Here is a 12719-nt window from a genome sequence, read left to right as displayed (position 1 = left end):
GCGGCTTTTGCCCACAGTGTGGGCGCGAGTGAAGATCACCATGTTCTGGTGGTAGAGGACGGAGCGGGTTTCCATGTCCCTCCAGAGGAGGGACAGCCACCAGGTGTCCAGATCATCACCCTGCCCCCTTACTCACCCGAGTTGCAACCCGTGGAGCGCATGTGGGACCTGACGGACGACACAGTGGCCAATCGCTGGTTCGACACGATGGATGACTTCACTCAGACGCTGGGCCAGCAATGCGCCTGGTTGGAAACCCAGCCAGATCTCATCTCCCAGCAGACCCTCTTCCATTGGTGGCCCTTGTCAAGGAATTAATCGGAGTCAGTATTATCCACCCACAGCAAAGCGGCGCTCTACGCTGCCTTTGTCCCACAGGAGGCCAAACGGCTGGCGGACCGCTTTGAATTTCATTTCACGCCCCGGCATGGATCGTGGCTTAATCCCCAGGAACTGGAATGGTCTGCGCTGGCCCGACAGGCCCTGAGCGAGCGGGTGGGGGATCAGGCGGCATTGGAGCAAACCGTGACCCATTGGGTCACGGATCGGCGGGAGCGCGCAGTGCTGATCCGCTGGCGGTTCACGGCGGCAGATGCCCGTCTCAAGTTAAGCCGCCTCTACCCTGTTTTTAGCGCTTGACGCTATACTAATGCCCGTCTTCGCGGTTGACGATGTGCTGAACGGCGCTGTTATTGCCGTTCAACAACTCGCGCACGATCAGCGGGTAGACCGGGCGGGACTGGATCTCGTCCAGCGGAATCCACTCGCAGGTGACGTTGCCGTTGTCCAGCACGGTGAACGCCGTGTCGGGCAATTCGGCGGGCGCGTCCATGCGGAAGTAGAAGCCGATCTCGTGCTGTCGCCGGTGCGCGGGGCCGAAGAAGTTTTCTACAATGCCTAGTAGGCGCAGCTTTCCCGGCGGCGTACCGGTTTCCTCCCGCCATTCGCGTTCGGCACAGGCTTCGAGCGTCTCCTCGGTGGTCAGCGCACCCCCCGGCAAATACCAGAAGCCGATGCCCATTTCAGTGTTCGCCAGCAATTGCCCGTCACGCACGCAAATAATCGCCACCCGCACGCTGAAGTACAGGCCGCCCAGGGGAATGCGGATATCGGTCACCCGCCAGTCTCGGCCCGCACGCTGGGGTCCTCGTCGCGTTGCAGGCGTCCGCGCAGGGCGGGGGAGAGGTCTGAGCGTCCAGCTATCGCCAGTCTCACGCCGGCGTCCGGGTCCTCGCTCAGCGCCTTCACCCCTTGCGGAGAAAGCTCGGCGTGGGCGGCGGCGGCCCGGCGCACGCCGATATTCGCGTCTTGGGCCAGCGTCGCCAGCGTGTCTGCGCCCGGCGCAACCGCGTAGGCCACCGCCCGCCGAACCTCCGCATTCTCATCCCCGGCCAGCCGTGCCAGCCGCTCCGGTCCCAGATCGGGCCGTACCGCCAGAATGGTGCGGATGGTGGGATCGGCGTCGGCCAGCAGCACGTCCAGTACACTGGCGGGCAACGGATCGGCACTGGCGACATGCAGGCGAATGTCCTGTTCTGGGGAGCGGGCCAGCGCCAGGACCGCGCCCTCGGGCAGGTCATCGCGTTCCAGCACGGCGCGGCGCACCGATTCGGCTTCGTCGCGGGCCAGCCGCTCCAGCACGGTGGGGCGGGCGTCCGGGCGGCGGGCCAGCGCGGCGCGCACGTCCGGGTCCGCGTCGGTCTCGGCCCTGAACAGCCACGCGGCAGGCACGCTCCAGGCTTGCAGGGCAGCGGCGCGCACCAGCGGCTCGTCGCTGCCAGAGAGCCACTCGCGCACGTTGCGGGGCAGGTCCACCCGGCGGGCCAGGGTGGCCAGCACATCCGTATCTACATCTGCCGCCAGCGTCAGCATGCAGTCCAGCGGCAGGTCCAGGCGGCGGGCGACGCTGGCGCGTACCAGTCCGTGGCCGTCCTGCACCAGCGTCCGCATCACCTCGCCTGGCAAGTCGGTGCGGGCGGCCACCGCCTTTCGCACGTCGTAATCGTCATCGGCGGCCAGTTGGCGGGTCAGCAGGGGCGAGAGTGCGGGGCGTCTCGCCACCGCCTCCCGGATCTGCCAGCCCGCGTCCGTCGCCAGCGCTGCCACCCGCACCTCGCTCAACCCCGGGCGCGAGGCCAGCGCGGTTCGCACGCTGTAATCCTCGTGCCGCAGCGCGGCGTCCAGCACCCACTGCGGAACCTGGGGAAGTGCGAGCAGCGCCGCCACACCCTCGCCCGGAAAGACATTCAGAAAGCCTGGACGCGCCAGCCGCAGCAGCGGCAGTCCGGGATTGTCCAGCACGTCCTGCGGGTAGGCGGCGGCCAGCGCGCCCAGCACCTCCAGCGGCGCGTTGGGGTGCCGGGCTACCAGGGCACGCACCCGCGTGTCCGGGTGGGCGCTCAGGCCCGACAGCACCGCTGCCGGGGCGCGGGAGTGTGCTGCCGCCTCCAGCGCGCCATTCACCCCCAGAGCAGTCAGCGTGCGCGGATCGAGTTCAGAGGAGGTCATGGGAGACAGGATAGGGGTCTGCTCACCCCAGGCCCAGGGACACGGCGCGGTCAATGAGCTGGCGGGCGATGCTGAAGGGCGGGGGCAGAGTCGGGAGCTTGGAAATAGAAAACCACCGCGCGTCCTCAATCTCCTCGGGCTGTAACACGATCTCGCCCCCGTCATATTCGGCGTCAAAGCCGATCATCAGCGAATGCGGAAAGGGCCACGGCTGGCTCAGGACGTAGCGGAGATTCCTGATGCTCATGCCCACCTCCTCCAGCACCTCGCGGTGGGCCGTCTGCTCCAGCGTTTCGGACGGCTGGACGAAGCCCGCCAGCGCCGAATACATGCCGGGCGGGAACTGCGGCCCGCGGGCCAGCAGCAGCTCGGTATCCGCACCCATGCCGCGCCGGATCAGCACCATCGCCACCGGGGCGACGCGCGGGTAAACGCTCAGACCGCAGTTGGGGCAGACCTTGGAATGCTCGTGGCCTGCGAATTCCAGCGGTGTGGCACAGACGCCGCAAAACCCGTGCGTGCGGTCAAAGTCCACCACCTGCGCGGCGAATCCGGCCAGTCCGAACACGTCCTCTCCCAGACGGCCAGACAGCGCCCGGAGTGGGGAAAGGGCGTATCCGGCAGGAGCTTCGCCCCTGAGCTGCGCGGCGGCGTAAGTCTGACCATCCAACCGCCCCAGCGAGTTGACCAGCTCCAGCTCAAAATCCTCCGCCCGTCCCACTGGCAGCGTGTCGTCCTCGTGCAGCAGCAATTGGCCTTTCTGAAGGATGAACCAGGTGGCCTCGCCCTGCGGCACACCCGATTGCAGCTCAAAGCGTGGGGGACGTGAAACCATCAGCCTTCCTCCAGACGCAATACTTCGCCAAAGGGGAAGCCCTCGTCCTCCAGGCCGCCCGGCGGCACCACCCACAGCGTCGGCATCTGCGGGGCCGTCTCGGGGAAGTCGCCGTAGCCGTCGGTCAGGTAGATCAGCACGTCCGGCGCGTGGTCATCGAGCAGCCCGAAGATGGGCCGGAAATCTGTTCCTCCGCCCCCCTGCGGCGCGGGAATGGCGCTGCCGGGCGACAGCTCGTGCGGCCCATACGCTTCCGTGTCGGCGTAGTAGAGGGTGGCGCGCACATGTGGATACGCGCCCAGCACGCCCTGAACCTCGCCCACCAGCGCCTTGACCGCCTCGTCGTCCACGCTGCCGGAGGTGTCCACGGCAATGAGGGCGGTCAGGCTCTCGTCGTCCAGCGCCTCCAGATACAGGCCGCGTCCCACGAAACGGCGGTCAAAGCCGCCAAAATCAACCGGCGTGCGGGCCAGAAAGCGCCACAGGTGCGCCCGCCAGTCCAGCCGCGCGGGGGCCAGGCGCGCCAGTTCGCGGTGAGCGCCCAGCGGATCGTCGCCCTGGCCGCCGCTCATGGCGTCCATGCTGCGGGCCTTGGCCATCGCCTGCTGCCACTGCTTCGCAGCAGACGAGGCATTCCTGCCTGCCTTCGGTGGCGCGTCGCCGGGGGGGCCGTCCAGCAAGTCGTCCTCGCCCTCTTCTCCCTCGCCGTCCTCCTCGCCCTCCGCCAGCAGGGCGGTGTAGACCTCCTCCACGCTCAGCTTTTCCAGGTGGTCATCGCGGCGCGAACTTGGCGGCGTGGGCAGGCCCGCCGCGTCCACCATGCCGTTCACGATCAGATCGGCGGACTTGTTCCAGCGTTTCTTCTCGCGCGGGCCACGCCGCTCCACATGCGACAGCGCGGCGTGTAAGACCTCGTGCAGCAGCAGCCCGTCCAGCACATCGGAGGGCAGCGAGGCCGCCACCTCTGGATTCACGTAGACCCGCTCGCCGTCCGTCCCCGCCGCCGCCACCTCGCGCGACGGCACGAATTCCGCGTGCAGCAGCAGCGTGGCGAAAAAGGCCGACTTGCCGCGAATCCGCAGCCGCGAACCGGAGATCAGGTGCTGGAAGTCAGGGGTCATCGCGCCGCCATCAAGCCGTGCCCGTCCATCTACATCCCCTCCGACAGCACCAGCGTTCCCTCCACCAGCCCGGCCAGCCGCTCGTCGCGGGCCACCAGTTCGGCCAGGTCCCCCAGTTGGCCGATGGCCTGGAATTTGCTGACCAGCGTGGCGACATACAGTTGAAGCCACTCCGGCCCGGCGCTGTCGGCCAGCCAGGTAAAGGCGTGGTACGCGGCGTCGGCACTCTGCGCGCGGGCGGCCAGGCCCACCACGGCGGCATAGCGGACGCTGGGTTCGTCGGGCAGCTTCAGGTCCCCGCCCCGGCCCTCCAGCACAATGCCCAGGTCTGGCAGTTGTTCATACAGCCGCACGAAGGCGCTGAACTCGGCCCCCGCCGCCTCGCCAATCGCGGGGGCCACGTCCAGCCCGGCGCGGTGCAGGCCACTCGCCATCTCCCATGCGCGCGGGCTGGGCCACGCGGGTTGCTGCGGGTCCAGCCGGTGCAGCAGTTCTGGGCGGAAGGTCAGGAAGGCGATCACATGCTCGTGCAGGCTGCGGCCCAGGGCGTAGGAGCGCCACGAGTCAAAATCGGGGCGCACGGTCAGGTGCAGAAAGCGGTTTGCCAGCGGCGCGGGCATATCGAACACGCTGGCGCGGTCCTCCTTGCGGTTGCCCGCCGCCCACACGAACCAGCCGTCGGGCAAGACGTAACTGCCCACCCGGCGGTCCAGGATCAGTTGCTGCGCCATCCCCTGCATGGTGGGGGGGGCCATGTTGACCTCGTCCAGAAACAGGATGCCGTGGCCGCCGCGCGGCAGGAATTCGGGCGGATACCATTTGCTGACGCCGCCGCCCTGGCCGTCCGCTTCCGGCACGGGCAGGCCGCGCAAGTCGGTGGGGGCCAGTTGCGACAATCTCACGTCCACAAAGTCCAGTCCGCGCTCCTGCGCCACCTGCGCCACCACGGCGCTCTTGCCGATGCCAGGCGGCCCCCAGATCATGGTGGACAGTTTGAGTTCGCCCGCGATCAGGGCAGATAGGTACGTTTGCAGTTCAGTGGCGGTGAGGGACAAGGCTGAAACTCCTCTGAAGGGGTGTGGGAGGTGGGAAATACGGGGTGATCAGCCTTCAGAGGCTAGCGTGCCGGACGGAGCCGCAATGGTGCGATTGGCAGGCACCCCGGCTGTTCTGACCGCGCAGGGGCGTATGCTGGGGCCGTCTCCTATCCGTGCTGCACGTTGCCCCCGCCGTTGCCCTCCCACCGGGCAGACCCCGCTATACTTGCACCCGGTTCAACAATTGCAACAGGCCGCAGGCGCAAGGCAGATGGCCTCACACCCGATTCTCTCTTCCACCGGAGGTTTCCCCGCCGTGCTGCCCCTTATCCATCAAATCCTGTTCTTCATTTTTGCCGTCATTACCGGAGGGTTCGGCCTGTGGGGCTTTTACCGCCTGTACCTGCGCATTCGCCGGGGCGCACCCGCCAGCGAGCGCCGCTTCAACATTCCGGGCAGGCGCGTTCTGGACGCCCTCAAAGTCAGTCTGACCCAGGAGCGCACCTTCCGCCGCCGCACCGTGATCAGCGTGCTGCACAGCTTCATCTTCTACGGCTTCGTGTTCTATCTGCTGGTCAACGTGATCGACGGGCTGGAAGGTTATTTTAGATTCGGCATCTACAGCGACAACTTCCTGGGCGCGATGTACAACCTGCTGGCCGACATTTTCAGCTTCCTGGTTCTGTTCGGTGTGGTCAGTCTGGTCATTCGCCGCCTGTTCACGCCGTCCAAGCGTGAATTCCGCTTCACCGAGAAGACGCTGCTGCACCCGCTGCTCAAGAACAATTACATCCTGCGCGACAGCCTGATCGTCTCGGCGTTCATCTTCTTCCATGTGGGCAGCCGGGTGCTGGGCAACGCGGCGAAGGTGGTGGCCGAGGGCGGCGACGCCTTCCAGCCGTTTTCCAACGCGGTGGGCGCGGCTCTCTTCTCTGGCCTGGGCGAGGGGACGCTGCAAGGCTGGCGCATCTTCGGCTTCTGGGGCGCGCTGGGCAGCGTGCTGGCTTTCCTGTCTTACTTCCCCTACACCAAGCACATTCACATCTTCATGGCCCCGCTGAATTACACCTTCAAACGCCCGGTGGGCAGCGGCGTGCTGCCGCCGATGAAGGGTCTGGAGGAGGCGATGGAGGCCGACGAGCCGCGCCTGGGCGTGGAAAAGCTGGAGGAGCTGGAATGGCCGCGCTTGCTGGACGCCTACGCCTGCATCCAGTGCAACCGCTGCCAGGACGTCTGCCCGGCGAACGCCACCGGCAAGGCGCTGAGTCCTGCGGCGCTGGAGATCAACAAGCGCATGGAGCTGAACGTCATCGCCTCGCACCCCAGCCCCTTTACCCTCAGGGCCGCGCCGTTTGAATCCGGGGCCAGCACCGCGCACCCCCTGCTGGAGTACGCCATCAGCGAGGAAGCGGTGTGGGCCTGCACCACCTGCGGCGCGTGCATGCAGGTCTGCCCGGTGCAGGACGAGCAGATGCTGGACATCATCGACATCCGCCGTCAGCAGGTGATGGTGGCCGGAGAGTTTCCGCCGCAGCTCCAGACCGCCTTCCGGGGGATGGAACGGGCGTCAAATCCCTGGGGCATCTCGCGCGACAAGCGCATGGAGTGGGCCGAGGGTCTGAAAGTCCCCACCATCGACGAGAACGCCGAACCCGACGTTATCTACTGGGTGGGGTGTGCCGCCGCCTACGATCCGGGGGCGCAGAAGGTGGCCCGCTCGTTTGTGCAATTGCTGGACAGGGCCGGGGTCAATTACGCCGTGCTGGGCAAACAGGAGGCATGTACCGGCGACAGCGCCCGCCGCGCCGGGAACGAGTTCCTGTACCAGACGCTGGCGCAGGAGAACGTGGAGACGCTGAACGCCATCCGGCCCAAGCTGATCGTCGCCACCTGCCCGCACTGCATGAACATCATCGGCAACGAGTACCCGCAGATCGGGGGCAATTACAAGACCGTCCACCACACCGAATACCTGGAAACGCTGGTGGCCGCCGGGAAGCTGCCGCTGGCCGAACTGGCCGACAACGTGACCTACCACGATCCCTGCTACCTGGGCCGCCACAACGGCGTGTACGACGCGCCCCGCACCCTGATTACCAAGATGGCGGGTGAGGTCCTCGATCTGGAACGCCAGCGTGAGAACAGCTTTTGCTGTGGCGCGGGCGGCGCACAGTTCTGGAAGGAGGAGGAGGAGGGCCGCGAGCGCGTCTCCGACAACCGCTTCCGCGAGTTGCAGGCGCGGCTGGACGGGGCGAAGTCCGCCTCTGATGAATTTGAGCAGACGGGCAAGATCGTTGCCGTTGGTTGCCCCTTCTGCAAGGCCATGCTGAACAGCACGCCCGAAAAGCAGAAGCGCGACGATATCGTGGTCAAGGACGTGGCTGAGTTGATGCTGGAAAGCATGCAGCGGGCCACCGGAGAGTATGTGCAGCCCACGGGACCTGTCGCGGACGCCCTACCCACCGAGCAGCCCGAAGTGGTCAGCGCCCCCAATGCCGAGGTGCCGATGGCACATTCTGGCGAGGTGCGCTCTGCCGACGCGACGAACGCCGTGGTGGGTGAAACCTCTGCTGACGTGGTGAACGCGCAGCCGGGCAGCCCGGTGGAGAATGCCGACACCCAGCCCGAAGCGCAGGCCGCGCACCCTGAAGCTGTGACGGAACGAAAAGCATGGAAGCCGAAAGCGGAGGCCGACACCACCCCTGAAGCCGCCGCGCCCGCCCGCAAGAGCTGGAAGCCGAAGGCTGGGGTGGATGAGGTCAGCGCCGCGCCTGTGCAACCAGAAGCCGCAACAGGGGAGACTCCCGCACGGAAAGCCTGGAAACCTAAGGGGACAGATGACGTGGCCCCGGTTGCCGAGGCGCAAGTGGATGAGGTTACGTCCGCCGAACCCTCAACCCGGAAAGCGTGGAAACCGCAGGCCGCAGCGGATGATGTGAGCGCCGCCTCTGTCTCCTCTGAATCTGCCCCTCCCGAACCCGCTGCCGAAGCCCCCGCCCGCAAGGAGTGGAAGCCGAAAGCCAAGGCAGATGACGTGAGCGCCGAAGCTGTTGCGGATGTATCTGCCGCCGATTCTACCGAAGCCGCGCCCGTTCGAAAAGCCTGGAAACCACAGGCGAAGGCTGAAACTGTAGAAGCTGCACCCGCACAGTCTTCTCCTGCCGAAACTCCAGCCCGGCCTGAACCCGCGCCCAGTGGGAGAGAGCGCAGGAAGTGGACGCCGAAGGCCAGCGGCGCGGCGGCGGCGGCGGCGGCCCCGAAAGTTCCAGCACCCGAGAGCGCAGCTCCAGCCGAGTCTGCCCCTACCCCGCGCCCCAAATGGCAGCCCAGAGCGAAGGTTGAAGCTGCTTCCCCAGTCCCAGCACCCGTGGCCTCCGACACCGCCAACGATACGCCCATCACTGAGCATGTAGAACTGGCCGAAGTGGGCGAGAACTCGCTGGAAGAGGGTCAGCAGGCCACCTCTCAGCCCGATGACGCCGAAACCGGCGCGAGTGGGCGTAAGAAGTGGGTGCCGAAGAAGAAAGACTGATCTCTGAATATCTTTGACGTGCCGTCCCGAGGGTCTCCCAGTGGGGGCGGCATTGTCTTTTGCACCGGGTTCAATGTCAGCCAAAAGTGAATGTCACGCTAAGATCAATCCATGACAATCGCCATCGTCACCGATTCCACAAGTGACCTCAACCCGCAACTCTGCGCCCAGCACGGAATCGTCAGCGTGCCTTTGTACGTGCTGTTCGATGGCGAGATGCACAAGGACGGCATCGAGATCACGCCGCCCGTGCTGTTCGCGGGTCTCAAGGCGGGCAAGAAGACGCCCAGCACCTCGCAGCCCAGCCCCGCCGAGTTCGCCGAGGTCTACACCGACGCACTGGAGTCGGCGGATCAGGTGCTGAGCATCCACATCAGCGGGCAACTGTCGGGGACGGTGGGCAGCGCCCGGCTGGCCGCGCAGGACTTTGGGGACCGGGTAACGGTGGTCGACACCGGTTCGGTCAGCATGGGCCTGGGCATGCGCGCGCTGCGGGCCGCCGAACTGGCGAAGGCTGGAAAGTCCATGCCCGAAATCCTGACCGAACTGGAGCGAGTGGGCCAGCAGGCCGACATCCGCTTCACGGTGGACACGCTGGAGTTCTTAAAGATCAATGGCCGCATCGGTGGGGCGCAGGCGTTGCTGGGCGGCCTATTGAACATCAAGCCGATTCTGGTGGTCAAGAAGGGCCGTGTGGAGACCGGCGGGCGCGTGCGCGGCCACAAAAAAGCTGTGCAGGATCTGGTGGACCATACCCGCAAGTACGTCGCGGCCCACGGCGGCGCGCGGGTGGCGTTCCTGTCCACGGTGGGCGGCGAGGCATATATCCAAGAAGTACGCGACGGGTTGAGCGGATTGGAATTCACGGACCTAGGCAACCACAGTATCGGCGCGGTGGTCGCCACCCATACCGGGCCGGGCACAGTGGGCGTGACCCTGGAACCGCTCTGAAGCGGTAGACCGCTCCAATGCGCCTATCGTCTGTGGTCTCTTGCTGCTGTCGCCTGCCAGCCGCTGACATAGGAACGGGAATCCCAATCTATGGGTGGCGTAGATTGGGCCAAAGGCCCTGGAATCCGTTCAGGCTGTCGGCACCAACCCGGATCGCATTTTCCCGCTGGCGAGTACCTGCAAACAGGCCGTGCTGTGTGTTGCTGGGCGAGTTGGATGCAGGTCGCCCGAGTCGAAACGAGCGCTTTAACGTGACCCGCGAGAACCAAAGGCTGTGCACCTATGCTTACGCAGCAACATCAAAACCCTCGGCGTCCGCATGATCGCCCGCAGCGACAACACCTTCTCAATTGCTGAGCAACATTCACTCACCCCATTCGGTCAGGAGTGGACACCTTTTTTGACACACGCTCTAGATCAGGCGGGCCAGCGCGCCGCTCATCAGCATCAGGACCAGCAGGCCCAGGGTGACGGTCAGCAGATTGCGGGCATTGGGCGAGGGATTCACGCGGCCTGCCCCTGGCTCACGGAGACGGGATGAATGCTGCCCAGCGCGGCCTTGAGGTGCTTGTAGACCTCACGTTGCAGGTCCAGGTCCTCGGGCAACTCGTAACGCAGTTGCTCCATGGCCTGTACCAGGTGTGCGCCGCCGGGGCTACGTTCGTGATCGGGCCGCGCCCAGTCGGGCAGTTCGGGCGTGACCCTGGGCTGCCGCTTGGCGTCGTCCCAGTCCACCCACTGTTTGGGCAGATCGTAGAGATAGCGCCCGATACCGAACTGCACCGCGCAACGTTTCAGGGCGTCCGAGGAAGCCGCTTTCAGCGTTCCCAGATTGCCGTCCGGCGCTTCGCCAATATCCTCGCGGGTCACCCCCAGCACGGTCAGGCGGCCCTTGACGGCGGCGACGGCTGCGCCAGGAACAACCTCGATCTCGAAGCTCCAGGCGTCGGGGCAGATGGCGTCCAGCCGGTCCTGAACCGCGCGGGCATCCACGTAGGACAGCAGCAGCGCCCGGCTGCGGTCCTTGGTGAAATTCTGGGGTTTCCAGCCCACCAGATGGGACGGAAACGGGGCCTGGAGTCGTTTCTGAACATCACTGAGCTTCATGCGTTTAGTCTATAACAGAATGGAATTATGGTCAAGGCGTAATTCGCTGAAAGTGAAGTGGTACTTGGTGAAGTGTGCCGTAAGGGTGGGTCGCCGTGGGCCAGGTGCGGTGGAACAGGCTTTTCAGCCGCTAGGCGTCGTCGCCACCGCTCGATTCAGCGTGGGTGTGGGCGCAGTCAAGTGGCCCGTTCCGGCTGAGCCTTACAGCGCCGTCGTCACCGGGGTGGCGACTGGCTGGAGAGGGCGGACCGCTTCGGATCAGGAGTCGAGTCCGTGTGAATGACAATACGGTCTTGAATGGGCCTTTTCCTGGCGCTGCGGCGGAACCGGAGCCCAATTTCTGCAAGTTCCGGAACCACGCCCCCTCCCATCCTCTACACTCCTTCCCATGAGCCGCACGGCCCCCGATGCCCGCACAGCAACCGTGATCCGCAAGACCGCCGAAACCGACATCACGGTTCGCCTGGATCTCGATGTCCCCGCTTATGACGCGCCGCACACCGGACACGGCTTTTTTGACCATATGCTGGACGCCCTGGCCCGCCACAGTCGCCTGGGCCTGAGCGTGAGCGCCACGGGTGACCTGCACACCGAACCCCACCACCTGATCGAGGACACCGGCATCACGCTGGGGCAGGCGCTGAGCCAGGCGCTGGGAGACCGCAAGGGCGTTGAGCGTTACGGCAGCGCCTTTGTGCCAATGGACGAGACGCTGGCACATGCGGTGGTGGACCTGTCGGGCCGCGCCCACCTGGCCTTCGAGCCGGAAACGCTGGACGTGTGGGGAGACGCGGGCGGCATGACCCACTACCACCTGCGCGAATTCTTGCGCGGCTTTTGCAACCACGGCGGCGTGACCCTGCACGTCCGTCTGCTGGCCGGGCGCGAGGCGCACCACGTCATCGAGGCGGTGATCAAGGCGCTGGCCCGCGCCCTGCGCGACGCGGTGGCCGTGACTTCCGCCGAGATGCCCAGCACCAAGGGCAGTCTGTGACCTGTCCAGAAGTCCTGCTCCTCGACTACGGCGCGGGCAATGTCCGCAGCGCGGCCAAGGCGCTGGAACGGGCCGGGATGCGGGTGCGCGTCTCTGCTCATCCCGGCGACGTGACGCACGCCTCCGCGCTGGTGGTGCCGGGACAGGGCCACTTCCGGCAGGTGATGCAAACATTTGACACGGGCGGCTTTCACGGCCCCGTGACCGACGCCGCGCGCGCGGGTGTGCCGCTGCTGGGCATCTGCGTGGGCATGCAGATGCTACTGACCGACTCCGAGGAAGCGCCGGGCGTACCGGGCCTGAACCTGATTCCCGGCACGGTCCGCAAATTCGAGGCCGCGCCGGGTCACAAGGTGCCGCAGATGGGTTGGAATGCCATGGAACGCGCCGGGGACTCGCCGCTGCTGCGGGGGCTGAATGGCCCGGCCTACGCCTATTTCGTCCATAGTTATTACGTTCCCGCAGACGTGGCGGTGGAACACGGCGCGCTAACCCATTACGGCGTGCCCTTCTGGGCCGCCCTCAGTGTGGGCAACCTGCACGCCACCCAGTTCCATCCAGAAAAGAGTGGCGCGGTGGGCCTGGCACTGCTGGAGCGCTTCAGGCGAAATGTGCTGGGCTAGGCCGACATCAG

11 protein-coding genes and 1 pseudogene are annotated in these 12719 nt (G+C 66.0%); 6 read left to right on the top strand and 6 right to left on the bottom strand.

Going from position 1 to position 12719, the window contains the following annotated elements:
- A partial coding sequence (locus tag Q322_RS0106190; protein ID WP_029476923.1) for a transposase occupies positions 1-318 on the top strand: 318 nt, incomplete at its 5' end.
- A gap of 12 nt (positions 319-330) precedes the next feature.
- Positions 331-490: pseudogene (locus Q322_RS24955) on the top strand (transposase); the annotation flags it as partial.
- A gap of 156 nt (positions 491-646) precedes the next feature.
- Here Q322_RS24955 and Q322_RS0106185 read toward each other — a convergent pair.
- The 5 genes from Q322_RS0106185 to Q322_RS0106165 are packed head-to-tail and all read right to left on the bottom strand — an operon-like array spanning position 647 to position 5519.
- Complete coding sequence (locus Q322_RS0106185; RefSeq protein WP_051668285.1) at positions 647-1117, bottom strand: NUDIX hydrolase; 471 nt, start codon at positions 1115-1117, stop codon at positions 647-649.
- Positions 1114-2508, bottom strand: coding sequence for a hypothetical protein (locus Q322_RS0106180; RefSeq protein WP_029476920.1), 1395 nt, complete (start codon positions 2506-2508; stop codon positions 1114-1116). The genes Q322_RS0106185 and Q322_RS0106180 overlap by 4 nt, the downstream gene beginning before the upstream one ends.
- Positions 2509-2530: 22 nt before the next feature.
- On the bottom strand, positions 2531-3343 hold the full coding sequence (gene nudC / locus Q322_RS0106175) for an NAD(+) diphosphatase (RefSeq protein WP_029476918.1): 813 nt from the start codon (positions 3341-3343) through the stop codon (positions 2531-2533).
- Positions 3343-4464, bottom strand: a complete 1122-nt coding sequence (locus Q322_RS0106170; protein WP_029476917.1) for a vWA domain-containing protein — start codon at positions 4462-4464, stop codon at positions 3343-3345. The genes nudC and Q322_RS0106170 overlap by 1 nt, the downstream gene beginning before the upstream one ends.
- A gap of 29 nt (positions 4465-4493) precedes the next feature.
- On the bottom strand, positions 4494-5519 hold the full coding sequence (locus Q322_RS0106165; RefSeq protein WP_029476915.1) for an ATP-binding protein: 1026 nt from the start codon (positions 5517-5519) through the stop codon (positions 4494-4496).
- Between the two features lie 298 nt (positions 5520-5817).
- On the opposite strand from Q322_RS0106165, the gene Q322_RS0106160 reads away from it, so the two are divergent.
- Positions 5818-9033 (top strand): heterodisulfide reductase-related iron-sulfur binding cluster, encoded by a 3216-nt coding sequence (locus tag Q322_RS0106160; RefSeq protein WP_029476914.1) that lies wholly within the window; start codon positions 5818-5820, stop codon positions 9031-9033.
- A gap of 111 nt (positions 9034-9144) precedes the next feature.
- Positions 9145-9984 carry a DegV family protein gene (locus Q322_RS0106155; RefSeq protein WP_029476913.1) on the top strand — a complete coding sequence of 280 codons (840 nt, stop codon included), beginning with the start codon at positions 9145-9147 and terminating at the stop codon, positions 9982-9984.
- A gap of 504 nt (positions 9985-10488) precedes the next feature.
- Here the strand turns inward: Q322_RS0106155 and ddrA are convergent.
- Positions 10489-11091: a single-stranded DNA-binding protein DdrA gene (gene ddrA / locus Q322_RS0106145; protein WP_029476911.1), complete on the bottom strand. Its 603-nt coding sequence runs from the start codon at positions 11089-11091 to the stop codon at positions 10489-10491.
- Between the two features lie 388 nt (positions 11092-11479).
- On the opposite strand from ddrA, the gene hisB reads away from it, so the two are divergent.
- Together hisB and hisH are read left to right on the top strand one after the other, a co-directional pair.
- Complete coding sequence (gene hisB, locus Q322_RS0106140; RefSeq protein WP_029476910.1) at positions 11480-12085, top strand: imidazoleglycerol-phosphate dehydratase HisB; 606 nt, start codon at positions 11480-11482, stop codon at positions 12083-12085.
- Entirely contained in the window at positions 12082-12708 is a 627-nt protein-coding gene (hisH, locus tag Q322_RS0106135) for an imidazole glycerol phosphate synthase subunit HisH (protein ID WP_029476908.1), read from the top strand. Before hisB ends, hisH begins: the two co-directional genes overlap by 4 nt.
- Positions 12709-12719 lie beyond the last annotated feature (11 nt).

This window comes from Deinococcus frigens DSM 12807, assembly GCF_000701425.1.
Taxonomy (GTDB): domain Bacteria; phylum Deinococcota; class Deinococci; order Deinococcales; family Deinococcaceae; genus Deinococcus; species Deinococcus frigens.
Note: the sequence above shows the minus strand (reverse complement) of the source record. Positions and strands in the feature narration are given on the sequence as shown.

What these genes read in the sequence shown, in the direction of transcription:
- Q322_RS0106170 (WP_029476917.1), bottom strand. Translation starts at nt 4,464, where the DNA reads ATGACCCCTGACTTCCAGCACCTGATCTCCGGTTCGCGGCTGCGGATT.
- ddrA (WP_029476911.1), bottom strand. Translation starts at nt 11,091, where the DNA reads ATGAAGCTCAGTGATGTTCAGAAACGACTCCAGGCCCCGTTTCCGTCC.
- nudC (WP_029476918.1), bottom strand. Translation starts at nt 3,343, where the DNA reads ATGGTTTCACGTCCCCCACGCTTTGAGCTGCAATCGGGTGTGCCGCAG.
- Q322_RS0106155 (WP_029476913.1), top strand. Translation starts at nt 9,145, where the DNA reads ATGACAATCGCCATCGTCACCGATTCCACAAGTGACCTCAACCCGCAA.
- Q322_RS0106180 (WP_029476920.1), bottom strand. Translation starts at nt 2,508, where the DNA reads ATGACCTCCTCTGAACTCGATCCGCGCACGCTGACTGCTCTGGGGGTG.
- hisB (WP_029476910.1), top strand. Translation starts at nt 11,480, where the DNA reads ATGAGCCGCACGGCCCCCGATGCCCGCACAGCAACCGTGATCCGCAAG.